General features: G+C 66.2%; 19 protein-coding genes and 1 tRNA gene. 9 read left to right on the forward strand and 11 right to left on the reverse strand.

Annotated features, from left to right (window positions below; all coding sequences use genetic code 11):
• The 3 genes from ACP7A3_RS01105 (at position 1) to hflX (ending at position 3,287) form a co-directional block, all read left to right on the forward strand.
• Positions 1–1,377 (forward strand): sigma-54-dependent transcriptional regulator, encoded by a 1,377-nt coding sequence (locus ACP7A3_RS01105; RefSeq protein ID WP_017978831.1) that lies wholly within the window; start codon positions 1–3, stop codon positions 1,375–1,377.
• A 128-nt stretch (positions 1,378–1,505) separates the two neighbouring features.
• The gene (gene hfq / locus ACP7A3_RS01110; RefSeq protein ID WP_017978830.1) at positions 1,506–1,991 is read left to right on the forward strand and encodes an RNA chaperone Hfq; all 486 of its coding nucleotides are present in this window, start codon (positions 1,506–1,508) and stop codon (positions 1,989–1,991) included.
• Between the two features lie 3 nt (positions 1,992–1,994).
• The gene (gene hflX, locus ACP7A3_RS01115) at positions 1,995–3,287 is read left to right on the forward strand and encodes a GTPase HflX (RefSeq protein WP_426254658.1); all 1,293 of its coding nucleotides are present in this window, start codon (positions 1,995–1,997) and stop codon (positions 3,285–3,287) included.
• A gap of 9 nt (positions 3,288–3,296) precedes the next feature.
• Here the strand turns inward: hflX and mazG are convergent, their stop codons facing one another.
• The 8 genes from mazG to ACP7A3_RS01155 form a co-directional block, all read right to left on the reverse strand.
• The gene (mazG, locus tag ACP7A3_RS01120) at positions 3,297–4,031 is read right to left on the reverse strand and encodes a nucleoside triphosphate pyrophosphohydrolase (protein WP_426254659.1); all 735 of its coding nucleotides are present in this window, start codon (positions 4,029–4,031) and stop codon (positions 3,297–3,299) included.
• 33 nt (positions 4,032–4,064) lie between these two features.
• Positions 4,065–4,682 (reverse strand): retropepsin-like aspartic protease family protein, encoded by a 618-nt coding sequence (locus ACP7A3_RS01125; RefSeq protein WP_426254660.1) that lies wholly within the window; start codon positions 4,680–4,682, stop codon positions 4,065–4,067.
• Positions 4,679–5,443, reverse strand: coding sequence for an MBL fold metallo-hydrolase (locus ACP7A3_RS01130; RefSeq protein WP_426254661.1), 765 nt, complete (start codon positions 5,441–5,443; stop codon positions 4,679–4,681). Before ACP7A3_RS01130 ends, ACP7A3_RS01125 begins: the two co-directional genes overlap by 4 nt.
• Positions 5,440–6,216 carry a TatD family hydrolase gene (locus tag ACP7A3_RS01135; RefSeq protein WP_426254949.1) on the reverse strand — a complete coding sequence of 259 codons (777 nt, stop codon included), beginning with the start codon at positions 6,214–6,216 and terminating at the stop codon, positions 5,440–5,442. Before ACP7A3_RS01135 ends, ACP7A3_RS01130 begins: the two co-directional genes overlap by 4 nt.
• Positions 6,216–7,769, reverse strand: coding sequence for a methionine--tRNA ligase (metG, locus tag ACP7A3_RS01140; RefSeq protein ID WP_426254662.1), 1,554 nt, complete (start codon positions 7,767–7,769; stop codon positions 6,216–6,218). Before metG ends, ACP7A3_RS01135 begins: the two co-directional genes overlap by 1 nt.
• A gap of 43 nt (positions 7,770–7,812) precedes the next feature.
• Complete coding sequence (locus tag ACP7A3_RS01145; protein ID WP_426254663.1) at positions 7,813–8,787, reverse strand: DNA polymerase III subunit delta'; 975 nt, start codon at positions 8,785–8,787, stop codon at positions 7,813–7,815.
• A 13-nt stretch (positions 8,788–8,800) separates the two neighbouring features.
• On the reverse strand, positions 8,801–9,967 hold the full coding sequence (locus ACP7A3_RS01150; RefSeq protein WP_426254664.1) for a D-alanyl-D-alanine carboxypeptidase family protein: 1,167 nt from the start codon (positions 9,965–9,967) through the stop codon (positions 8,801–8,803).
• 72 nt (positions 9,968–10,039) lie between these two features.
• The gene (locus ACP7A3_RS01155) at positions 10,040–11,068 is read right to left on the reverse strand and encodes a lytic murein transglycosylase (RefSeq protein WP_371859740.1); all 1,029 of its coding nucleotides are present in this window, start codon (positions 11,066–11,068) and stop codon (positions 10,040–10,042) included.
• Between the two features lie 112 nt (positions 11,069–11,180).
• Here ACP7A3_RS01155 and ACP7A3_RS01160 point away from each other — a divergent pair.
• Positions 11,181–11,270, forward strand: a tRNA-Ser gene (locus ACP7A3_RS01160).
• A gap of 35 nt (positions 11,271–11,305) precedes the next feature.
• On the opposite strand, the gene ACP7A3_RS01165 is transcribed toward ACP7A3_RS01160, so the two are convergent.
• Complete coding sequence (locus tag ACP7A3_RS01165; protein ID WP_426254665.1) at positions 11,306–13,414, reverse strand: prolyl oligopeptidase family serine peptidase; 2,109 nt, start codon at positions 13,412–13,414, stop codon at positions 11,306–11,308.
• Between the two features lie 46 nt (positions 13,415–13,460).
• Here ACP7A3_RS01165 and ACP7A3_RS01170 point away from each other — a divergent pair, with 46 nt between their 5' ends.
• Positions 13,461–14,900: an MFS transporter gene (locus ACP7A3_RS01170; protein WP_063689242.1), complete on the forward strand. Its 1,440-nt coding sequence runs from the start codon at positions 13,461–13,463 to the stop codon at positions 14,898–14,900.
• A 294-nt stretch (positions 14,901–15,194) separates the two neighbouring features.
• Here the strand turns inward: ACP7A3_RS01170 and ACP7A3_RS01175 are convergent, their stop codons facing one another.
• Positions 15,195–16,925, reverse strand: coding sequence for a DUF885 domain-containing protein (locus tag ACP7A3_RS01175; RefSeq protein WP_426254950.1), 1,731 nt, complete (start codon positions 16,923–16,925; stop codon positions 15,195–15,197).
• 218 nt (positions 16,926–17,143) lie between these two features.
• On the opposite strand from ACP7A3_RS01175, the gene ACP7A3_RS01180 reads away from it, so the two are divergent.
• The 4 genes from ACP7A3_RS01180 to ACP7A3_RS01195 all read left to right on the forward strand — a co-directional run bounded on the left by ACP7A3_RS01180 (position 17,144) and on the right by ACP7A3_RS01195 (position 22,464).
• The gene (locus ACP7A3_RS01180; RefSeq protein ID WP_147036614.1) at positions 17,144–17,971 is read left to right on the forward strand and encodes an alpha/beta fold hydrolase; all 828 of its coding nucleotides are present in this window, start codon (positions 17,144–17,146) and stop codon (positions 17,969–17,971) included.
• A gap of 87 nt (positions 17,972–18,058) precedes the next feature.
• On the forward strand, positions 18,059–19,996 hold the full coding sequence (gene acs / locus ACP7A3_RS01185; RefSeq protein WP_426254666.1) for an acetate--CoA ligase: 1,938 nt from the start codon (positions 18,059–18,061) through the stop codon (positions 19,994–19,996).
• 228 nt (positions 19,997–20,224) lie between these two features.
• Complete coding sequence (locus tag ACP7A3_RS01190) at positions 20,225–22,276, forward strand: carbon starvation CstA family protein (RefSeq protein ID WP_426254667.1); 2,052 nt, start codon at positions 20,225–20,227, stop codon at positions 22,274–22,276.
• On the forward strand, positions 22,273–22,464 hold the full coding sequence (locus ACP7A3_RS01195) for a YbdD/YjiX family protein (protein WP_426254668.1): 192 nt from the start codon (positions 22,273–22,275) through the stop codon (positions 22,462–22,464). Before ACP7A3_RS01190 ends, ACP7A3_RS01195 begins: the two co-directional genes overlap by 4 nt.
• Positions 22,465–22,694: 230 nt before the next feature.
• Here ACP7A3_RS01195 and ACP7A3_RS01200 read toward each other — a convergent pair whose 3' ends face one another.
• Complete coding sequence (locus ACP7A3_RS01200) at positions 22,695–23,135, reverse strand: MarR family winged helix-turn-helix transcriptional regulator (protein ID WP_426254669.1); 441 nt, start codon at positions 23,133–23,135, stop codon at positions 22,695–22,697.
• Positions 23,136–23,220: the final 85 nt, after the last annotated feature.

The following is a 23,220-nucleotide window of genomic DNA, read 5'->3' on the forward strand; positions in this document are numbered from 1 at the left end:
ATGGCGCTCGACATCCTCGTCGTCGACGACGAACACGATATCCGCGAACTGGTCGCCGGCGTTCTGGAGGACGAAGGCTATGACACTCGCTCGGCCGCAGACAGCGACGCCGCGCTGGAGGCGATCGCCACTCGACGCCCGTCGCTGGTGCTGCTCGACGTCTGGCTTCAGGGCTCCCGCCTCGACGGTCTCGAGCTGCTGGACGAGATCAAGCGGCGCGATCCCTCGATCCCCGTGCTCGTCATCTCGGGCCATGGCAATCTCGACACCGCCGTCGCCGCGATCCGGCGCGGCGCCAGCGACTTCATCGAAAAGCCGTTCGAGGCGGAGCGGCTGCTGCTACTGGTCGCCCGCGCGACCGAAACCGAACGGCTGCGTCGCGAACTCGCCAGCCTGCGCGTCTCGGCCGGTCGCGAGACGGACCTCACCGGCCGCTCGGGCGCGATCAATGGCGTCCGCGCCACGCTGAAGCGCGTCGCCGCGACCGGCAGCCGCGTGCTCATCATGGGGCCGGCCGGCGTCGGCAAGGAGGTCGCCGCCCGCCTGCTCCATGGCTGGAGCAATCGCGCCGAGGCCCCCTTCGTCATCGTCAGCGCCGCGCGGATGACGCCGGAGCGCGTCGAGGAGGAACTGTTCGGCGTGGAGGAGGGGGGCGACCTCGTCCGGCCGGGCCTGCTCGAACAGGCGCATGGTGGCACGTTGTTCCTCGACGAAATTGCCGACATGCCGATCGCGACGCAGGCGCGTATCCTGCGCGTGCTGACCGACCAGAGCTTCAGCCGCATTGGTGGCACCCGCACGGTCAAGGTCGACGTCCGCGTCGTCTCCGCCACCTCGCGCGACCTGACGCAGGAGATTGCCGAGGGGCGGTTCCGCGAAGATCTCTATTACCGCCTCAACGTCGTGCCGGTGATGCTGCCGGCCCTGGCCGAGCGCCGCGAGGACATTCCGTCGCTGGTCGAGCATTTCATGGCGCATTACGCCTCCGAACGCCGCGTACCGACCCCAGAGATCGCACCCGACGCGATGGTCGCGCTGCAAAGCTATGATTGGCCCGGCAACGTCCGCCAGCTGCGCAACGTCGTGGAGCGTACGATCATCCTCGCACCGGGCGATCGCATCGGCCGTATCGACCTGGATCTCTTACCCGCCGAAGTCCTCGGCGATCAGGGCGATCTGGCCGGCGGGGGTGGCGGCGCGATCATGGGTGCGCCGTTACGCGAAGCCCGCGAGACGTTCGAGCGCGAGTATCTCCGCGTTCAGATCCGCCGGTTTTCGGGCAACATCAGCCGTACCGCCAGCTTCATCGGCATGGAGCGATCGGCGCTGCACCGTAAGCTCAAGCTGCTCGGCATTACCGACGTGCGCGAGGATTGACGCCTTTACGGCACGGGCCTTCGTTCATAGATACGGGGTCGCTGCCTATCATGGGCGGCGATCCCGACGCCGGGAAACGGCGCGATAGCGGGCGAACGTCCCGCCAATAACGGAAAAAGGCTCAAATCATGGCCGAAAAGCAAGGCTCGCTGCAGGACCTGTTCCTGAATTCGCTGCGCCGCTCCAAGACCCCGGTCACCATGTTCCTGGTGAAGGGCGTCAAGCTCCAGGGTATCGTCACCTGGTTCGACAATTTCTCCGTGCTGCTCCGCCGCGATGGTCAGTCCCAGCTGATCTACAAGCATGCCATTTCCACGATCATGCCATCGGGCCCGATGGACCTCGCCGGGATCATCGAATCCGTGGGAGAAGCACAGCGCAAGCAGCCGCTGTTGCAGGAAATTTTCCTGAACGCGGTACGCAAATCCGAAGATTCGGTAACGATGTTCCTGATCAACGGCGTGATGCTACAGGGCCAGATCGCCGGGTTCGACCTGTTCTGCATGCTGCTCCAGCGGGAAGGCATGGCGCAGCTCGTCTACAAGCATGCGGTGTCGACTATCCAGCCGTCGCGCGCGCTCAACCTCGCCGATGAGGGCGAGACGGACGAATAAGCGATGAGCACCGGCTTCAACCGTGACCGCGACGAGTTCGCCCGTGGCGGTCGCGCGCTGATCGTGCTGCCCGATCAGGGCGATGCGCATCGCGATGCCGAGGCGCGGCTGGAGGAGACCGCCGGTCTCGCCGCCGCGATCGGCCTCGTCGTCACCGACAAGGTGGCGGTGCGCGTCCGCCAGCCCAAGCCAGCGACGCTGATCGGCAGCGGTCAGGTGGAGCAGCTGGCCGTGCAGGTCCGGCAGAACGAAGCCGACCTCGTCGTCTTCGACGCCAGCCTGACGCCGGTGCAGCAGCGCAATCTGGAAACCGCGCTAGAGGCCAAGGTGATTGACCGTACCGGCCTAATCCTCGAGATCTTCGGCGAACGCGCCGCCACGGCCGAAGGGCGCTTGCAGGTCGAGCTCGCCCACCTCGATTATCAGGCCGGCCGGCTGGTGCGAAGCTGGACCCACCTCGAGCGGCAGCGTGGCGGCTTCGGCTTCCTTGGCGGTCCCGGCGAAACGCAGATCGAGGCCGACCGCCGCCTGATCCGTGATCGTATGGCACGGCTGCGGCGCGAACTCGAACAGGTCAGCCGCACGCGCGGGCTACACCGCGAACGGCGCCAGCGCGCGCCGTGGCCGGTGATCGCACTGGTCGGCTATACCAATGCCGGCAAGTCGACGCTGTTCAACCGGCTGACTGGCGCGCATGTGATGGCGGAAAACCTGCTATTCGCGACGCTCGACCCGACGCTCCGGCAGATCTCGCTACCCGGCATCGACAAGGCGATCCTGTCCGACACTGTCGGCTTTGTTTCCGACCTGCCGACGCAGTTGGTCGCGGCGTTCAAGGCGACGTTGGAAGAGGTGGTATCGGCCGATCTGCTGATCCACGTTCGTGACATCGCCCATCCGGACACCGAGGCGCAGCGCGCCGACGTCGAGGCCGTTCTCGCCGACCTCGGTGTGTCCGAAACAACGCCGCGGTTCGAGGCGTGGAACAAGCTCGATCTACTCGACGCAGACCAGCATGAGGACGTGCTGGTGGAAGCGGCGCGCCGCGACGATGTCGTCGCGCTGTCCGCACTGGATGGGGAAGGGGTGGACCAGCTTATCGCGCAGGTCGCCGCGAAGCTGACCGCCGGCCACCGCCGCTATTGGATCACGCTTCCGGCGGGAGACGGCGCGGGCGCCGCATGGCTGCACGCGCATGGCGAAGTCCTGGGGCAGGAAGAAGAGGGTGAGGGGCTGTCGACCCGCTACGAGGTTCGGCTCGCCGAACGGGACTACGAACGCTTTCTCCAGCGTTGATGGACGGGCTCAGCCGCGCTTGACCTGCTGCCAGAGCGCTTCCTTGTCATCGAGGCTCAGTGCGGCGAATGCTTCGCCGCTCAGGGCTTCCATGGCGCGGAAGCGACGCTCGAACTTGGCGTTGCCCGATCGCAAGGCGGCCTCGGGATCGACGCCCAAATGCCGTGCCCAATTGACGACGGCGAACAAAAGATCGCCGATCTCATCCTCGCGCTGATCTTCGGAAGCCGTCTTAACTTCCTCGATTTCTTCCACGATCTTCGCAATGGCGCCAGTCTGGTCGGGCCAATCGAACCCGGTTCGGGCGGCGCGCTTTTGCAGCTTTACGGCGCGCATCAGAGCGGGCAGGCCTGCCGCGACGCCGGCAAGCGCGCTGTCGTCTTGCGTCGTGCCGCGCCGCTCCGCGGCCTTTAATTCCTCCCATCCGGGGCTATGCGACGCTTCACCGAAGATGTGCGGATGGCGCCGTTCCATCTTGTCGCTGATGGCGGCGACGACATCGGGAAAGGCGAAGACACCGGCTTCCTCCGCGATCCGCGCGTGGAACACGACTTGCAGCAACAGATCGCCCAGTTCGTCCTTCAGATCGTTCGCATCGTTCCGCGCGATCGCATCGGCAACCTCATAGGCTTCTTCGATCGTATAGGGCGCGATCGTCGCCCAGGTCTGGGCCACGTCCCATTCGCAACCGCGCTGCGGATCGCGCAGGCGCGCCATGATCGCCAACAGCCGCTCAACCGCCATATAGCGCGTCCACCGTAAGATTGATAATATACATTATGTAAATTTCTGATGGTGGTGCGGTACGAGGATCAGCGTGTTCCCCTCCACCCGCCACGATTTCAATTTCGACAGGAAGTTCATGCCGAGGACGTCGGTGTCGCCAAATGCCGGTGATACGACCACAGGCAAATCGCGTGCGACGATATCGCCGAGTTTCAGGTCTCGCACCGTCGCGCTCCGCGCCTGGATGCGCCCGTTCGCCGTATTGAGTACGATCGGAATCAGGCTGTCCCTCACGTCCAGCGACGCGGCGGCCGCGGTGTCCGTCGACAATGCCGTCAGGGTCGCGCCGCTATCGACGAGCATGCGCCGGTTCACGCCATCGATCGTCACTTTCGCCCAGAAATGCCCGTCGGCGGACATTCTAATGCGCGTTTCTTCGCCGACGACATTCTGGTCGTCTAATTTCAGCAATCGCGTAACATATTGCAGATACGGGTCGAACCGTTCGCGCTCGGTGATCACTACCAGCAGCAACCCCGCTATTACCGCCCAACTGACCAGCGACAAAACGACCCGCAACACCGGCACCCGCCGTGCAATCAGCACCGAGATCGGCAGGATGAGCAGCAGCAGATAGATGACCGCCTGGCCGCCCGAGTCGAGGTTCATAGGACGAATTCTAATCCATCGTAGCCGGGTTCGACGCCGGACGGCAGATCGCGGACCAGCGTGGCGTAATCCATGCTTTGATCCATATGTATGAAGGCTGACCGTTTCGGCCGAAGCTCTGCGATCCAGTCGAGCACCTCCGGCACATGCGGATGAGTTGGATGCGGCGCATAGCGGAGCGCATCGACGATCCAGACGTCGAGCCCGGTGTAGAGCGCGCGCATCGCCGGGGTCAGTTGGTGAAAGTCGGTGGCATATCCCACCACTGCGCCACCCGCGGAAAAGCGCAGGCCGGCCGAGGTGATATGACCGTGCGGCTGATCGACGACGTCGATCGTGATCGGACCAATCGTCAGCCTATCCGGCAACACCGCGCTCTCCACCGTCGGCGGATAGCCCTGACGGCCGGCGAAGACATAGGCAAACCGGTCGCGGAGCGCCTTCAGCGTGCTTGTCCGCGCATAGCCCGGGACCGGCCGGCGCATGGCGTGAAAAATCTGGCGAACGTCATCGATGCCATGACAATGGTCTGCATGGTCGTGCGTCCACAGGATCGCGTCGACCGTCGACACATCGGCTGCAAGCAATTGCTCCCGCATGTCGGGGCCCGTGTCGACCAGGATACGCGTGTCGTCATGCTCGACGAGCAACGATACGCGCGTACGCCGGTTGCGTGGTTCGTTGGGGTCGCAGGCGCCCCAGTCGTTCCCGATCCGCGGCACACCCGATGACGTGCCCGAGCCGAGAATGCGAACCTTCACGCGCGCGCCTTATTGAACAAACTGAAGAAGTTATCCGCGGTTCGTGCCGCCAATTCTTCGATCGCTTCGCCGCGAAGCTGGGCGAGGAAGGTCGCGGTGTCCGCGACGAAAGCAGGCTCGCCCTGTTTGCCGCGATGCGGCACCGGCGCCAGAAATGGAGCGTCGGTTTCGATCAGCAGCCGTTCGATCGGCAGCCGGGCCGCCGTCTCCTGCAGGTCGCGCGCATTCTTGAACGTTACGATCCCCGAGATCGAGATGTAGAACCCGAGCTCCAGCGCCGCGTCGGCGAAGGCGCCGCTCGCGGTGAAACAGTGGATGACGCCCGTATAGGCCCCCTGCTTCATCTCATCGCGCAGGATCGCCAACGTGTCCTCTTCCGCGTCACGGGTGTGGACGATCAGCGGAAGCCCTGTTTCGCGACACGCCCCGATATGGCTACGGAAGCTTGCCTGCTGGCGGGCACGATCGGAATGATCGTAATAATAATCGAGTCCGGATTCACCGATGCCGACGATGCGCGGATGCGCCGCTCGGTCGATGAGGCGCGCGATGTCGACGTCGGGATGCTGATCGGCCTCGTGCGGATGGATGCCGATCGAGGCCCAGACGTCGGGTTCGCGCTCGGCTGTCGCGACCACCGCGTCCCATTCGCTTTCGCGCGTCGAGATGTTGAGCATCGCCCCAACCCCACGTGATCGGGCGCGGGCGAGCACCTCACCCTGCTGCTCGAACACCCCTTTGTAATTGAGGTGGCAGTGGCTGTCGGCGAACATCATGCCGCGGCGGCAGGCAGTTCGAGCCGCGGGAAGACCGGCGACGGCGGTGCGATCGTAAAGCCCGCGGCCTGCTGGCGGCCATACCAGCCATCGTCGTCGATCGCGGCATGGTCACGCTCGTCCGCGCCGAGCTGATCCAGCACCTTGCCAGCCGATTGCGGCACGACCGGCAGGATCGCGATCGCCAGCATCCGGATCGCCCGCACCAGCGTGCCCAGCACCGCATGCATCCGATCGGGATCGGTTTTGCGCAACGCCCAGGGGGCTTGCGCATCGATATACTGATTGCACGCGAAAACCCCGCGCATCCATGCCTCGATGCCCTGGCTCAGCATCAGATCGTCGAATGCCGTACGAAGTCCGGCGCAGGCGACGACCATCTCCTCGATCAGCATCGCGTCCGCCGGATCACTGCGCCCGGCATCCGGCAGCGCGCCATCCAGATTCTTGGCGATGAACGACAGCGTGCGCTGCGCCAAATTGCCGAAGCTGTTGGCGAGCTCCGCATTGACGCGCGTCACGATCGCCTCGGCCGAATAGCTGCCGTCCTGTCCGAAGCTGACCTCGCGCAGCAGGAAATAGCGGACCGCATCGACCCCGAACGCATCGGTCAGTTCGTCGGGGCTGACGACATTGCCGACCGACTTCGACATCTTCTCACCCCGGTGGAGCACGAAGCCGTGCGCGAACACCTGCTTCGGCAGCGGCAGGTTTGCCGACATCAGGAATGCCGGCCAGTAGACGGTATGGAAGCGCGTGATGTCCTTGCCGATCAGATGCAGATCGGCGGGCCAGAAGCGTGCCATCGTCTCGGCATCGTTGGGATAACCGGCGCCAGTCAAATAATTGGTCAGCGCATCGACCCACACATACATGACGTGGCCGGGGCTGTCAGGTACCGGGACCCCCCAGTCGAAGCTGGTGCGAGACACGGACAAATCCGACAAACCGCCCTCGACGAAGCGCATCACCTCGTTGCGGCGCGCCTCGGGGCGGATGAAATCGGGGTTGGCGGCGTACAGGTCGAGCAGCGGCTGCTGATATTTCGACAGGCGGAAGAACCACGTCTCTTCGGCGGTCCACTCCACGGGCGTGCCCTGAGGCGACAGCTTGGCGCCCCCTTCCCCCTCCACCAATTCCTTCTCGTCGTAGAAGGCCTCGTCGCGCACCGAATACCAGCCCTCATACCGATCAAGGTACAGGTCGCCGGCATCGCGCATCGCCTGCCAGATCGCCTGGCTGGCCGCGTAGTGATCGGGTTCGACGGTGCGGATGAATCGGTCGTATGAGATGTTGAGCGTGTCCGCCATCGCGCTGAAATACGATGACATCTCGTCGGCGAAGGCGCGCACGTCGATCCCGCGGGTGCGCGCGGTCTGCGCCATCTTTAGCCCATGTTCGTCGGTGCCGGTCTGGAAGCGCACGTCGCGCCCCGCCTGCCGCTGAAAGCGTGCGATCGCATCCGCGGCGATCATTTCATAGGCATGGCCGATGTGCGGACGGCCGTTAGGGTAATGGATTGCGGTGGTGATGTAATAGGGTTCGGCCATAGCGCGCTTCCCTAGTCGATCGATCCGGCGAGGTGAAGCGGCGTCAGCGCAACCGCGCGACGATCGCCGCCATCTCGAACACCGTCGCCTGAGCATCGAGCGACAGGCCCATCGCCGCCCCTGCAAGGTCGCGCGCAGCCGCCTGAGCGTCGAGCGCGGTTTTCAGGCGCGTCCCCGCGCGCCCACGGGCTTCTCGCGCGATGATTGCTGGCACTCGATCGAGGAACACTTCGTAACGCGCGGCATTCCCCTTCCCGGCCAGCGCCTTGGCGAGCGCCGCCCGCCGCGTGTTGATCGGGTCCCCTTCCGTGGCGATCGCGGTGATCGCGGTGTCGAGGCCGGCAACATCCAGCCCCGCATAACGGATCGCGCGCCCTGGCGAGCCCTCCCCTGCCGCGATCAATGTCCCGATCTCGTCGCTATCGGCATCGGGCAACGCCTCGTGTAGCGCACGGCGCATGTCGGCTTCGTCGAGCGCGCCGAAACGGAGGACCCGGCATCGCGATCGGATGGTGGGGAGCAATCGTCCGGGGGCATGGCTCACTAACAGGAACACCGTTCCCACCGGCGGCTCCTCCAGGTTCTTAAGCAGCGCGTTGGCCCCGTTGCGCTCGAGATCGTCGGCCGCATCGATGATAACGACCCGGCGCGCGCCCATCGACGGCGTCGTCGCGAACATCGGTTGCAGGCTGCGCACCTGTGCGATGCTGATCGACCGCGCAATATCCTGATCCGGCTTGTCGGCATCCTTGGGCAGACGGCGCAGAATGCGCAGGTCGGGATGCGACCCGGCCTCCACCAAAGCGCGCGAGGGATGATCGTCGGGCACCGTCAGTCCCGGCGCGCTCACCCCGCTCGCGCTCGCCTCGGCCAGCATGCGCAACGCAGCCATCTCGGCGAAGCGCGCCTTGCCCACGCCTTGCGGCCCGACCAGCAACCAGGCGTGATGCAGCGCACCGCTGCGCAGGGCGGCCGCGAAGGCCTCCTGCGCCTCGGCATTACCGAACAACGCGTTCATCGCGGTTGCGCGATCAACCGAAGAACGAGGTCAGCCCTGCCCAGGCGCGACCGAAGAAGCCCGCCTGACCGACGTCCTTGTCCGCGACCAGCGGCAGGCGCTGCTCGGGCAGGTCGGGCGACGTCACGACCAGGTCGGCGATATGCTGGCCCTTGGTGATCGGCGCCTTGATCGGACCTTCGTAGACGACCTTGGCGCTCATCTGCGGCACGGCGCCCGCGGGCAGCGTGACGGTCAGCTGGCGTGGTGCGACCAGACCGACGTTGCTGGAACCGCCCATCTGCACTTCCGCCGTTGACACCTGCTTGCCTGCCGCGACGACCGGCTTCGCCTGCCAGGCACGGAAGCCCCATTCCATGAAGCGCACCGATTCCTCGGCGCGATCCTTGGACGACGTCAGGCCCGCAACGACCATCACCAGACGGCGACCGTTCTGCTCGGCAGAGCCGGTGAAGCCGTAACCGGCCTCTTCGGTATGGCCGGTCTTCAGGCCATCGGCGCCGGCGACGCGGCCGAGCAAGGGATCGCGATTTGCCTGCGTGATGTCAGCCCCTGCCCCCAGCGTCTTGCCCCAGGTGAAGTTCGGCAGTGAGTAGAAGCGCTTATAGAGATCCGGGAAGTCCTGGATCGTGGCGGTGGCCAGGTGCGCCAGGTCGCGCGCGGTGACATAGGTGACGCCATTATCCGGCCAGCCGTTGGCGGTGCCGAAGTGGCTGTTGGTGAGGCCAAGGCGCTTCGCCTGCGCATTCATCCGGTCCGTAAAGGTCTGCTCCGTGCCCGAAATACCCTCGGCCAGCACGACGCAGGCATCGTTGCCCGACAGCGTGACGATGCCCTTCAGCAGGTTCTCGACGCTGACGTTTTCGTTAGGCGACAGGAACATGGTCGATCCCGCTTGCGGCCCATGCCACTTCGCCCAGGTTTCGGGGCGGACGGTGATCATCTGGTCGAGCTTCAGCTCGCCCTTTTTGATCATGTCGAAGGCGACGTAGACCGTCATCATCTTCGCCATCGACGCGGGCGGCATGCGGCGGTCGGCGTCACGCTGATACAGCACCGCGCCCGACGACAGATCCTGCATGAAGGCGATCGGCGCGATGCCCTGGAACTGCGGCGCCGCAGCGACGGAGGGCATGGCAAGCGCGACGATGGCGAAGGGAGCGGCGATCAGCGGTTTCATGACGTCGGGTTCGGCTTTCGGCAGGGTAATAGGGGTGGAATGGGTCAGGCATAGCGCCGCAACGGCGCCGCGTCAGCCCTCAACCGCGTCGGCGAGCAGCCCGACGGACAGCGCGTAGAAGTTCGAGCAATTGTAATCGAGGATCACACGGTAATTGCTGGTGAGTAGATACGCGGTGGCATTGGGGCCATCCGGCTCGATCAGGGTCGCCTGCACGCTGTCGGCGGGCCAGCCCCTGCCCTGCGGCACGAGGCCGAGCGCGCGCCATTCGGCCATCGTCCGCCACTGGCTGTGCCGCTCGAACACGCGCGGGCAGCGTGGTGAGACCATGCGCGTCGTCAGGGCGGCGCGGTCGAAGCCGGCGGGGACGCGCACCGCGATGCCCCAGGGCTGGCCCGGCCGCCAGCCGGCGTTCTCGAAATAATTGCCGATCGAGGCGAGCGTATCGGCAGGGCTCGTCCAGATATCCGCGCGCCCGTCGCCATCGCCGTCGCGGGCGAGGCGCAGGTAGACCGAGGGCAGGAATTGCGGATTCCCGGTGGCGCCTGCCCAGCTGCCCTTCAGCCGCTCGCGCGGGATGCCGCGGTCGAGGATCTTGAGGCCGGCGATGAACTCGCTCGCGAACAGCTCCCGACGTCGACCCTCATATGCCAGCGTCGCCAGGCTGCGAAGCAGATCGAAATTGCCCGTGTAGGCGCCGTAATTGGTTTCATGCCCCCAGATCGCGACCATGATCGATTCGGGCACGCCCGTCTCCCGCTCGACACGGGCGAGGCGCGCGCGTTGCGCCTGATAAGTGCTCCGCCCGCGGCCGATCCGCGCGGCATCGACGTGACTGATCCGATAGGGCGCGAACGGCGGCGTCGCGGTGCGCCCCGGATTGCCCGGCTGCGCGCGGTCGAGCTCGATCGTCCGCTCGCTGAGTGTCAGCGTCGGGAATACCTCGTCGACCGTGCGGCGCGTGACACCCTCGGCCAGCGCCTGTGCGCGCAGCGTGCCGAGATAGGACTGGAAGCCCTGCTCGTCTTGCGCCGCGACTGGCCCGGCCGAAGCCATCGCCAGGATCGTCGCCATCAAACCGGCCTTCAGTCCGCGCGTCATCGGATGCCCCCACATGCCCTCGCAGGTGCCACAGCCGGCATCCCGCGTGAACCTCCTATCGTCGCGGGGCTTGCACGGACAAGCGCGGTGCGCGTATTCGAGCGCTCCACGCGGAGGGATGGCCGAGTGGTTTAAGGCAGCGGTCTTGAAAACCGCCGTAGGTGGAAGCCTACCGTGGGTTCGAATCCCACTCCCTCCGCCAAGGCTCCCCGGCCGAAACCGGGGAGGCAGCGGCGATTATTTTGCGGGCTGCGCCGGACCCATCAGCTTCTGCGCGAAATAGGTCATCTGCAGCGCTTGCAGACGCGCACCCTGTTCGATGTCGGCATCGCCCGAATGGCCGCCGGCGGTGTCTTCGTAGAACAGATACGGCAGGCCGTATTCCTTCAGGCGCGCCGCGAACTTGCGGGCATGCTGCGGGCCGACGCGGTCGTCCTTGGTCGTCGTCCAGATATAGGGTTCGGGGTACGCCACCCCCTTCTTGATATTCTGATAGGGCGAGATCGTGCGGAGGAACGCCTTTTCTGCCGGCACGTCGACCGAGCCATATTCGTCGACCCAGGACTTACCCGCTTCGATCTGTTCGTAGCGCATCATGTCGAGCAGCGGGACCTGGATCGTCACCGCCTTCCACAGGTCAGGGTGCTGGTTGAACTCGACACCCATCAGCAGGCCCCCGTTCGAGCCGCCGTAGATGCCCAGCTCCTGCGGGCTGGTCAGTTTGCGCGCGAACAGGTCCTTCGCGACGCTGGCGAAATCGTCGTAGATGATCTGGCGCTTGGTCTTGCGACCGGCATCGTGCCAGGCGGGACCGAATTCGCCGCCGCCACGGATGTTGGCGAGCACGTAGGAGCCGCCGCGCTCCAGCCACAATTTGCCGGTGATCGCCGAATAGGCGGGCAGCATCGGCAGCTCGAAGCCGCCGTAGGCCGTCATGATCGTCGGCGTGCTGCCGTTGAGCGGAATGTCCTTATGGTGGACGATGAAATACGGGACCTTGGTGCCGTCGGTCGACGTCGCCTCATGCTGCTCGACCACCAGACCTGCCGAATCGAACTTGGGCGGCAGCGTCTTGACCGGCTTGCCGACGCTCGCCGTCGCGGCGTCGAGCGGCAGCAGCGTGGTCGGCGTCAGGAAGCCGGTGACGGTCATATAGCCGTGGTCGCTGCGATCGTCGGCACTGGCGACGCCGAGCGAGACGTTGTCCGGCAAGGCGATCGGCCGCGCGGTCCAGCCCGCCTTGCCCGGCGTGTAGACCGCCGCGCGACCGCGCACATTGTCGTTATAGATCAGGACGACATGGTCCTTGGTCGTCACCACTTCGTCCACCGATTGGCGCGGATTGGGCGCGAACAATATCGTCGGCGTCACCCGGCCGCTTTCGACCATGGCGAGCGGGGCCGAGGCGACCGAGCCGGCGGCAACGGCGCCCCAGGGATCGCTGGTTTGGAACAGCACCTGCCCGGCGACCATGCCGGCGGGGAAGGTACGCGCCGGAATGTCGAGCTTCTTCGTGCCCTCTGGCGTCCAGACATGCGTCTCGCCGCCGAAGAAGGTGGTGCGGCGTTCGATCGTGACCAGACGATGGCCCTGCCCGTCGGTCATCACGCCGGCATAGGTGCCCAGCTGATCGGTCGGCGCGCCGCGGAAGATTTCCTTGGCGGCATCCAGCGGTTGGCCGCGCTTCACCATCTTGACGACGAAGGGATAGCTCGATCCGGTCATCGTGCCGGCGCCCCAGTCGCGGCTGACGAGCAGCGTATCCTTGTCGAGCCAGCTCGCGCCCTGCTTCGACTTGGGTAGCGAGAAACCGCCGGGCACGAACTGTCCGGTCGCCAGGTCGAACTCGCGATGGCTGATCGCGTCCTCGCCGCCTTCGGACAATGCGACGAGGCAGAGGCGCTCTTCGGGATGGAGGCAGCTTGCGCCCTTCCACACCCACTTCTTGCCCTCGGCTTTCGACAGCGCGTCGAGATCGAGCGCGACGGTCCATTTGGGCTGCGGCGCTGCGTAATCCGCCTCGCTCGTCCAGCGCCAGATGCCCTGCGGGTGATCGGCGTCGCGCCAGAAATTGTAGATGCGGCCGAACAGCTGGTTCGGCATCGGAATGCGATCCTTCGCAGAGGCAATCGCCAGCGCGTCGGCGTAAAAGCCCTGGTAGCGCGGATCGTTCTGCAACCGGGGCAGCGTGCGGGCGTTTTCGGCCTCGACCCAGGCGAGCGGCTTGGCGCCGTCCTTGTCTTCCAGCCAGATATAGGGATCGGTATCGGTCACGGGCGTGCTCTGCGCGAAGGCGGAGGTCGCGGCAAGCATGGTGGAGGCGATCAGCAGCGTGCGGACGATCATCGGGGTGCAATCTCCCAGGGGTGCTACGAGCAGTGATGGACCGGTTGTGCCGGGCAATGGCCCCACGGGCAAGGCACCGGCACGCGAAAGCGGCGATGGCCTGCCCCTGCCCCGTCGCTTCGTGGCGATCGGGGCGATTTCGGCCGGCACCGCGCTGACGATCATTGATGGCGGCATCGCCACGGTCGCGCTGCCGACGATCGCGACGGACCTGCACGTCGGCAGCAGTGCGGTGGTGTCGGTGGTCACCGTCTACCAGCTGATCCTCGCGATGATGATCCTGCCCTTTGCGGGCCTCGGCGACCGGTTCGGGCTGAAGCGCACCTATCAGTTCGGGCAGCTGTTGTTCACCGTGGCGACAGTGCTGTGCTTCTTCGCCAAAAGCCTGCCGTTCCTGCTGGTGGTGCGAGCAGCGCAGGCGTTGGGCGCAGCGGCGGCGTTGAGCGTGTCGTCGGCGCTGATCCGCTCGATCTATCCCTCATCGCAGCTCGGCCGTGGCCTGGGCATCAATTCGGTCGTCGTGTCGAGTTCGGCCGCGCTGGCACCGACGTTGGGCGGTCTGGTGCTGGGGATCGCGCCATGGCCGTGGGTGTTCGCGAGCGCGGTGCCCTTCGCGATCATCAGCCTGGTCCTCGGCCGCGCCCTGCCCGCGCCGCAGCCGCGCAAGGAGCCGTTCGACGTACTCGGCGCGGTGATGTGCGCGAGCATGATCGGCCTGGTCATTTCCGGGGCGGAGAGCGCGGTACATGGCGACAGTCCGGTCGTCTCCGCCGCGATCGTCGGGGTCGGCGCGGCGATCGGCTGGGTGTTCATCCGCCGCGAGCGTGGCGAAGCCAAGCCCATCCTGCCGGTCGATCTGTTGGCGAAGCCCGTGATCGCGCTGTCGGCCATCGGCGCATACACCGCTTTCACCGCTTCGATGACGCTGCTGCTGTCGACGCCGTTCCGGCTGACGCACGGTTATGGCTGGAGCGCCGCCGCGGTGGGCGCGGCGATCGCGCCGTGGCCGCTGACCAACATGATCGTCGCGCCGCTGGCGGGCTGGCTGTCCGACCGCGTGCCCGCGGGGCTGCTCGGCGGCATCGGCATGGCGGTATCGATCGTCGCGTTGACGCTGATCGCGCTGCTGCCGGCGGACGCGACCTATGTCGATATCGCGTGGCGGATGGCGCTGTGCGGATCGGGGTTCGGACTGTTCCTGCCGCCCAATGCGCGGCTGATCATCGGATCCGCCCCGCGCGAGCGGGCGGCGGCCGCAGGCGGGCTGGTCGGCACGGTGCGGCTGGTCGGCCAGACGACCGGCGCCACGCTGGTCGCGGCCCTGCTGGCGATGGGCGTGGGGGCGACATCGACGCCGCCGTTGGTCGCTGCGGGGCTGGCGCTGGTCGCGGGTCTGTGCAGCCTTGCGCGACTGCGCCCGTCGATCCGTAATCCGCGCAGTGACGAGGCGGAGGATGAGCAGCCGGGCACGCAGGTGTCGCGGTAGTTCGTGCAGTCCTCCCCCGCCAGGTGGAGGTGGCAGCGAAGCTGACGGAGGGGGAGGATGCGGCGGGCTTAGCGATTGCGGAAACGCCCCCTCCACCATTCGCTGGCGCGAACGGTCCCCCTCCCCCACTGAAGCGAGGGAGGAATTGTAGGCTCAGAACGCGGCTTGGGTCGCGGTGGGGCATTTACCCACATTCCGTCACCCCGGCCGAAGATCCGCGGTCCCGCTGATACACCCGATGCGCGGAAGCAGGGGGGGGCGCGGGTTAAGCTCGGGGTGACGGGCGAGGTACGATCAGAACACCGCCCGGGCGGTGTCTTCGCCCATCATCTGCTGGCGGACGAGCGGGATGGCTGGGCCGCCGTAGCTGAGGAACTGATCGTGGAAGGCCTTCCACGCCTTTCGCCCGCCACGGCTGGCGGTCCAGTCGTCGCGGAGCTTGCGGATCAACAGCTTGCCCATCGTGTAATTGAGATAGGCAGGGTCGTAGGTGCCGCGCGCCGCCTGCTGGCGCGCATTGCCTTCGTCCTGATAGCATTGCTCACGGAACATCTGGAGGCTCTGCGCCTGGGTCATGCCCCGTGCGTGCAGGCCGATGGCGGACAGGAAGCGGCAGTCGCGCAGCAGGGCGTTGCTGAGCTGGCCGATGTGCGTTTCGGGCTTGCCGTTGTCGATGCCGGCCTCCCACATCATCTCTTCGGCGTAATGCGCCCACCCTTCGGCAAAGGCGTAGCCGACGAACAGGCGACCGATCGGCGATTTGGCCCGGTTCGAATGCAGGAACTGGAGGAAGTGGCCCGGCATCACCTCATGGATCGAGGTGAACAGCAGGTCCTTGCGCCCCGGCACGAATGCGTCCTGCGTTTTCTTGTCCCACGCCGGATCGGGCGGCGAGATGTAATAGACCGACGGCACGTTCTTTTCGAACGGCCCGGCGGGATCGATATAGGCGGAATTCTGACGGTTGAAGGGCGGGCTTTCCTCGACCTTCGCCTCTTCGGTCCCGGGAATGGTGACGAGGTCGTTCTTGACGACGAAGGCGCGCAGCTCGGGGATCTGGCGGCGGGCTTCGGCGACCGGGCCGTCGGGCGCCTTGTCGGCGTTCATCTTGCCGATGCACTGCGGGATCGTCTTGCCCTTGGCGTAGAGCGCGCAGGCGGCGGTAAGTGCGTCTTGGTTACGCTTCAGATCGGCGCGACCCGCGGCCTCGAGCTGGTCGAGCGAGGCGTCGACGCCTTCCGTCGCGCGGACCATTCGCTGAAAGCGATCCGCGCCGAGCGCGAAATCCTGCGTCGCGCTGCTGCGTTGCGACGCCAGCCACGTGCCGAGGCCGCGCATTGCCTCGCTGGCGGCGGCGGAGGCGGTCTTGAGCTGCTCCTGTAGCACAGGATCGTCGACATCGGCGAAGGCCTTCACTGCGTCGCCGCCGTAATAATCGGCAAAACCATTGAAGCCGGCCACCCCGTAATTCACGAACGATAGCGGCATCGGCGTCTTCAGGTTCGCGCGGATGTTGCCGACCGCCGCCGGCACGCGTTGCAGGAAGGCGATCACCGCCTTCATCCGCGTCGGTGCATCCGCGTAGGGCCGGGCGATATAGACGTTGGGGTCGAGGCCACCGCCGACATAATAGGCCGGGTTGGTGTGCGGCTGGTCGGCGTCGTCGAGCCAGAACAGCTTGCCCTCCGCAACGCGCACCAGATAGTCGCGCTCGAACCGGTCCTGCGGCGACAGATCGGCATCGCCGAACGCCTTGGCGCGATCGATCGTCTGGTGCAGGAATTCGGACTGCCGCTTCAGCCCCGCCGCGCTCCAGTCGGGCAGCTGACCATCGAAATCGTGGCGGCCTTCATACACCGCGAAGGCGGGATCGATCCGGAACCAGCTTTCGATGAAGCCATCGCGAAAGCGCACCCAGTTGCTGGGGGTGGCGACGGGCTTCGGCGCGGGCGCGGTGGCCGTCTGGTTGGCGGCGGGCGCGGCGCCACGCGAACAGCCTGCCGATACCGTCGCCGCGATCGCCATTGCCAACAGGGATGCCCTGACCCTCACCGTCATATCCGTCTCCACTCCGCCATTCCGGCGCTTGTCGCGGCCGATCCTGACAGGCCGGACCCGATGGCGCCACCCCCTTCGGCCGCCGACGGCTATCCGGGCGGTTACTCGGAAATGTGATCTAAGTTGCGGAACGGCCGCCCGATCCGCCTCGTTGGGGCAGCGCATTGCCTGAAAGGATGATCGCCATGCCCTATATCAAAACGCGCGACGGCACCGATATTTACGTCAAGGACTGGGGCTCGGGCCGGCCGGTGATCCTGATCCATGGCTGGCCGTTATCGGCGGACAGCTGGGACCCGCAGATGATGGCGCTGGCGGACGCGGGCTTTCGCGCGATCGCCTATGACCGGCGTGGGTTCGGACGGTCGGGGCAGCCGTGGAGTGGCTATGATTACGACACGCTCGCCGACGATCTCGCCGACGTGATGGCCGCCACCGGCGCGGACAGCGACGCGACGCTGGTCGGCTTCTCGATGGGGGGTGGTGAGGTCGCGCGCTACATGAGCCGTCATGGCGGCAAGGGCGTGATCGCCGCTGCGCTGGTCGGATCGGTCGTCCCCTATATGCTGAAGACCGAGGACAATCCGAATGGCGTCGCCGAGGCGGATCTGGCCGAGATCGGCGAGAACATTCAGAAGGATCGGGCGCACTTCTTCCGCAGCACCTTCTTCAAGCAGTTCTTCGGCGTGGGCGTGATCAGCCATCCGGTGAGCGATGCGGTGCTGGATGCGGCGACGGCGACCGCGATGCAGGCGGGACTGAAGCCGACGCTCGCCTGCGCCGAGGCGTTCGGCCACACCGATTTCCGCCCCGATCTCGGCGCCTTCCGCGTGCCCACGCTGATCATCCACGGTACGTCCGACGTGACGGTGCCGATCGATGCCACCGGCCGCGCCGCGGCGGAGGCGATCGCGGACAGCCAATTGGTCGAATATGACGGCGCGCCGCACGGCCTGTTCGCCACGCATGGCGACCGGCTGACCAACGATCTGCTGACCTTCCTCGGCCGCTGACGCTACGGCTGGCGCCGGGCGAGATGCATCGGTAAGCAGTGCCGCGGGCGCCCGGGAGGTGCCCGCGGTTTTGAGTTGGGGAGCGTGATGACCGATCCAGAAATCTACCCGATCACCGGCGATTGGACTAACGCCAGCCTCAACGCCAAGACCTACGCCGAGCTGTACGAGGCGGCGGCAAGCAACCCCGGCGGCTTTTGGCTGGATCAGGCGACCAAGCGCCTCGATTGGACGCGGACGCCCACGATCGCCGGCGACTGGTCGTTCGCCGAGGCCGATTTCCACATCAAATGGTTCGCCGACGGCAAATTGAACGTCGCGGCCAATTGCATCGACCGGCATCTGGCCGCGCATGGCGACACGGTGGCGATCATCTGGGAACCCGACGTGCCGACCGAAGAGGCGCGGCACATCACCTATCGCGACCTGCATGCCGAGGTCTGCCGCTTCGCCAACGTGCTGAAGAGCCAGGGTGTCGGCAGGGGCGATCGCGTTACCCTCTACATGCCGATGATCCCGGAGGCGGCCTATGCGGCGCTCGCCTGCGCGCGGATCGGCGCGATCCATTCGGTAGTGTTCGGGGGCTTTTCGGCGGACGCACTGGCGGGCCGGATCGAGGATTGCGGATCGCGCATCGTCGTCACCGCCGACGAAGGCCGACGTGGCGGCAAGCGGATCAAGCTGAAGGCCTGCGTCGACGAAGCGGCGGCGCGCGCGCCCAGCCTTGAAAAGGTCATCGTCGTCAAGGCGACGGGCGCTGATGTGCCGATGAGTGACCGTGACGTCTGGTATCACGACGCGGCGGCGGCGGTCGGCACCGACTGCCCGGCGGAGGAGATGGACGCCGAGGATCCGCTGTTCATCCTCTATACCAGCGGTTCGACCGGCAAGCCCAAGGGGGTGATGCACACCTCGGGCGGGTATCTGCTGTGGGCGAGCCTTACGCATCAGATCGCCTTCGACTACAAACCCGGCCAGATCTTCTGGTGCGCGGCCGATATCGGCTGGGTGACGGGCCACACCTACATTCTTTATGGGCCGCTCGCGAACCGGGCGACGACGGTGATGTTCGAAGGCCTGCCGACTTGGCCCGACGCCAGCCGCATCTGGCAGGTGGTCGATCGGCATAAGGTCGATACGCTGTTCACCGCCCCGACGGCGCTGCGCGCGCTGATGAAGGAGGGCGACAATTTTGTCCGCAGGACCGACCGCAGTTCGCTCAAGGTGCTGGGGTCGGTCGGCGAGCCGATCAACCCAGAGGCGTGGCGCTGGTATCACGACGTCGTCGGCGAAGGCCGGGCGCCGATCGTCGATGCCTGGTGGCAGACCGAAACGGGCGGCATCATGATCGCGCCGATCCCCGGTGCGGTGCCTATGAAGCCAGGCTCCGCCGCCAAGCCGCTGCCGGGCGTGATGCTGCAATTGGTCGACGATCAGGGCAGCCCATTGGTCGGCGAAGCGCAGGGCAACCTCTGCATCACCGAAAGCTGGCCGGGGCAGATGCGCGGCGTGTGGGGTGATGCCGAGCGGTTCTTCCAGACCTATTTCACCACCTACAAGGGCAGCTATTTCACCGGAGACGGCTGCCGCCGCGATGCGGACGGTTATTATTGGATCACCGGCCGGGTCGATGACGTCATCAATGTCAGCGGTCACCGGATGGGCACTGCCGAGGTCGAGAGCGCGCTGGTCCTGCACGAGGCGGTGGCGGAGGCCGCGGTCGTCGGCATGCCGCATGACGTTAAGGGTCAGGGCATCTACGCCTATGTGACGCTGAACGCCGGCCGCGAGGGTTCGGACGAGCTGCACAAGGCGCTGGTCGCCTGGGTGCGGCAGGAGATCGGGCCGATCGCGACGCCCGACAAGCTCCAGTTCGCGCCCGCGTTGCCCAAGACGCGATCGGGCAAGATCATGCGCCGCATCCTGCGCAAGATCGCCGAGGGCGATGTGTCGAGCCTGGGCGATACGTCGACGCTGGCGGACCCGGCGGTGGTGGACGACCTAGTGGCGAACCGGGTGGGGTGAGACGGCGCGGTCGCCGCAACATCCTCGTCATCCCGGACTTGTTCAGGGGTCCACCGGGCGGCGAGGGCAACGCTCGAGCCTTTTGTCTGCCCCTCGCCGCGGAGTGGACCCCGGAACAAGTCCGGGGTGACGGTGTGGGTGGGGCGACTGTAACGCATCATAACGCGCCTGCCGGTTGCCCCTCCTGCCCTCGCCCTCTACGCATCTCCCGCAAAGGGAGACGGGACGATGGGCATCGCTAGCAGGATCGGCTGGATCATCCTCGCACTGGTCGGGGCAGCGGCGCTGGGCGTCGTGGCGACGGCGCGGGGCGAGGCGGTGAACGCCGTCTGGATCGTCGTCGCGGCGGTCTCCGTCTATCTGATCGCCTATCGCTTCTACGCGCTCTATCTCGCCAAGATCGTCGGTATCGACCCCGCCCGTCCCACCCCGGCGGTGCGTCATCCCGACGGACTCGATTTCGTCCCCACCGATCGGCGCGTGCTGTTCGGCCATCATTTCGCGGCGATCGCCGGCGCGGGGCCGCTCGTCGGTCCGGTGCTGGCGGCGCAGATGGGCTATCTGCCGGGCATGCTGTGGCTGCTCGCCGGCGTCGTGCTGGCGGGGGCGGTGCAGGACTTCATGGTGCTGTTCCTGTCGATGCGGCGTGACGGGCGCTCTCTCGGCGAGCTGATCCGCATGGAAATGGGCGCGGTGCCGGGCACGATCGCGCTGTTCGGCGCCTTCATGATCATGGTGATCATCCTGGCGGTGCTGGCGCTGATCGTCGTGCGCGCGCTCGCCGGCAGCCCCTGGGGCCTGTTCACCGTCGCCGCCACCATCCCGCTCGCGCTGCTGATGGGCGTCTATACCCACTGGATCCGGCCGGGGCGGATCGGCGAGGTGTCGCTGTTGGGCCTGGTCGGCCTGATCCTCGCGATCGTCTATGGCCAAAACGTCGCGGAGTCGGCGACGCTGGCGCCGTGGTTCACCTATACGCCGGTTCAGCTGTGCTGGATACTGATCGGCTATGGCGCCATCGCCGCACTGCTGCCGGTGTGGCTCCTCCTCGCGCCGCGCGATTACCTGTCGACCTTCCTCAAGATCGGCGCGATCGCCGCGCTCGCAATCGGCATCGTGGTCGTCGCCCCGCCGCTACGCATGCCGGCGCTGACCCAGTTCATTGACGGCAGCGGGCCGGTTTGGTCGGGGTCGTTGTTCCCGTTCCTGTTCATCACCATCGCCTGCGGCGCGGTGTCAGGCTTCCACGCGCTGATCGCCAGCGGCACGACGCCCAAGCTGATCGCGAGCGAGGGCGATGCCCGCTTCATCGGCTATGGCGCGATGCTGATGGAAAGCTTCGTCGCGATCATGGCGCTGGTCGCGGCATCGGTGATCGATCCGGGCGTCTATTTCACGATGAACAGCCCCGCCGCGGTCGTCGGCACCGATCCCGCCAGCGCATCCGCCGCGGTCACCAAGATGGGCTTTGCCGTCAGCGCGGATACGATCGCCGCGACCGCGAAGGATGTCGGGGAAACGACGATCATCAGCCGCGCTGGCGGCGCGCCGACGCTGGCGGTCGGCATGGCGCATATCTTCAGCCGGCTGATCGGCGGGCGTGAGATGATGGCCTTCTGGTATCATTTCGCGATCCTGTTCGAGGCGCTGTTCATCCTGACCGCAGTGGACGCCGGCACCCGCGCCGGGCGCTTCATGTTGCAGGATCTGATCGGGCTGGCGGTGCCGAGCTTCCGGAATGCGACGTCCATCGTGCCGGGGCTGATCGGCACGGGTCTGTGCGTCGCGGCTTGGGGGTTCTTCCTCTATCAAGGCGTCACCGATCCCTTGGGCGGCGTGAACACGCTGTGGCCGCTGTTCGGGATTTCGAACCAGATGCTCGCGGCGGTCGCGCTGACGCTGGCGACGGTCGCGCTATTCCGCATGAAGCGGCAGCGCTACGCCTGGGTCACGATCCTGCCCGCGAGCTGGCTGGTGCTCTGCACCGTCACCGCCAGCCTGATGAAGTTGTTCGCGTCCGATCCGCGCGTGGGCTTCCTCGCCCATGCCAGCCGCTTCGCCGATGCGGCAGCGCGCGGCGAGGTGCTGGCGCCGGCGAAGTCGCTAGCCGAGATGCAGCGGATCGTGATGAACGACCGGATCGACGCCGCGCTGTGCGCGCTGTTCCTGGCGGTGGTCGTCTCGATCGTGGCATATGGCATTCGCACGTGCCTGGCGGCGCGACGGATCGATGCGCCGTCGGTCAGCGAACTTCCGGCGACCGTGGGAGCCGCGGCGTGACGATCACACGCACGCTCCAAACGCTCCGCGATGCGCTGCACCTGCTGGTGGGCATGCCGTCCTACGAGACATACCGGGCGCATATGGCGGCGGCGCATCCGGACCGGCCGGTCATGAGCAAAAGCGCGTTTTTTCGCGACCGGCAGCAAGCCCGGTACGGCGGGCGCAACGGCGGCCGTTGCTGCTGACGCGCAGCGAAGGCTTCGGCCATGACGCTGCCGGCGGTCAGCCGAGCAGCAGGAACGTCACCGCGCAGATCGAAGCCGCCATGCCGCTGGCGCAGCACAGGATTCCGAATCCGCATTGGCACAAGGTCGGTTGGTACCGGTCCATAGCACCTCTCCTGTCGATCGCGTCGTTGCGCGACGAACGGAGCGTAACACGGGCCGGATCGGAAGGAAATAGCCCGGATTGTGCGTCAGGTAGCCGGCGCCTCTTGCGCGTCGAGCTCGGCGGACAGTTTAGCGAACAGCACCGACAGCTGCGCCTGCTCGTCGTCGGTCAGCGCTCCGAACACGCTGCCGATCAGCTCCTGCCGCAGCGGTTCGGTTTCGCCCAGCACGCGCCCGCCCGCTTGGGTGATCGAGATCTGCTTGACGCGGCGATCGTGCGGATGCGGTCGCCGGACGACGAGGCCGTCGCGCTCCAGCCCGTCGATCGCCTCGGTCACCGTGCGCGGCGCCTGATCGAAGAAATCCGCGATGTCCGCCGCGCGGGACGGGCCGCGCCGGTCGAGGAACAGCAGCAATTTCGTGCGTGCCAGCGACGCACCCTGCTCCGCGAGGCGTTTGTTCATCATCCGGTGCATGCGCAGGAACAGGCTGAACAGGTCGGAGGCGAGGTTTTCGGTGCAGTCCATATATGAGGACCCTCATTAAATGGTCTTGCGCTATGCTGCAAGTGCGAGCATGTAGGCGCCTCACGCAGTCTGAAAAGATGAAGAG

The sequence above is a fragment of the Sphingomonas sp. DC5200-1 genome (genome assembly GCF_049897245.1).
In the GTDB taxonomy this organism is placed as follows: domain Bacteria; phylum Pseudomonadota; class Alphaproteobacteria; order Sphingomonadales; family Sphingomonadaceae; genus Sphingomonas; species Sphingomonas aquatilis.

Excerpts from the sequence above, each read along its gene's own strand:
- ACP7A3_RS01105 (WP_017978831.1), top strand. The coding sequence starts at position 1 with ATGGCGCTCGACATCCTCGTCGTCGACGACGAACACGATATCCGCGAA.
- hfq (WP_017978830.1), top strand. The coding sequence starts at position 1,506 with ATGGCCGAAAAGCAAGGCTCGCTGCAGGACCTGTTCCTGAATTCGCTG.
- hflX (WP_426254658.1), top strand. The coding sequence starts at position 1,995 with ATGAGCACCGGCTTCAACCGTGACCGCGACGAGTTCGCCCGTGGCGGT.
- mazG (WP_426254659.1), bottom strand. The coding sequence starts at position 4,031 with ATGGCGGTTGAGCGGCTGTTGGCGATCATGGCGCGCCTGCGCGATCCG.
- ACP7A3_RS01125 (WP_426254660.1), bottom strand. The coding sequence starts at position 4,682 with ATGAACCTCGACTCGGGCGGCCAGGCGGTCATCTATCTGCTGCTGCTC.
- ACP7A3_RS01135 (WP_426254949.1), bottom strand. The coding sequence starts at position 6,216 with ATGTTCGCCGACAGCCACTGCCACCTCAATTACAAAGGGGTGTTCGAG.
- metG (WP_426254662.1), bottom strand. The coding sequence starts at position 7,769 with ATGGCCGAACCCTATTACATCACCACCGCAATCCATTACCCTAACGGC.
- ACP7A3_RS01145 (WP_426254663.1), bottom strand. The coding sequence starts at position 8,787 with ATGAACGCGTTGTTCGGTAATGCCGAGGCGCAGGAGGCCTTCGCGGCC.
- ACP7A3_RS01150 (WP_426254664.1), bottom strand. The coding sequence starts at position 9,967 with ATGAAACCGCTGATCGCCGCTCCCTTCGCCATCGTCGCGCTTGCCATG.
- ACP7A3_RS01155 (WP_371859740.1), bottom strand. The coding sequence starts at position 11,068 with ATGACGCGCGGACTGAAGGCCGGTTTGATGGCGACGATCCTGGCGATG.
- ACP7A3_RS01165 (WP_426254665.1), bottom strand. The coding sequence starts at position 13,414 with ATGATCGTCCGCACGCTGCTGATCGCCTCCACCATGCTTGCCGCGACC.
- ACP7A3_RS01175 (WP_426254950.1), bottom strand. The coding sequence starts at position 16,925 with ATGGCGATCGCGGCGACGGTATCGGCAGGCTGTTCGCGTGGCGCCGCG.
- ACP7A3_RS01180 (WP_147036614.1), top strand. The coding sequence starts at position 17,144 with ATGCCCTATATCAAAACGCGCGACGGCACCGATATTTACGTCAAGGAC.
- acs (WP_426254666.1), top strand. The coding sequence starts at position 18,059 with ATGACCGATCCAGAAATCTACCCGATCACCGGCGATTGGACTAACGCC.
- ACP7A3_RS01190 (WP_426254667.1), top strand. The coding sequence starts at position 20,225 with ATGGGCATCGCTAGCAGGATCGGCTGGATCATCCTCGCACTGGTCGGG.
- ACP7A3_RS01200 (WP_426254669.1), bottom strand. The coding sequence starts at position 23,135 with ATGGACTGCACCGAAAACCTCGCCTCCGACCTGTTCAGCCTGTTCCTG.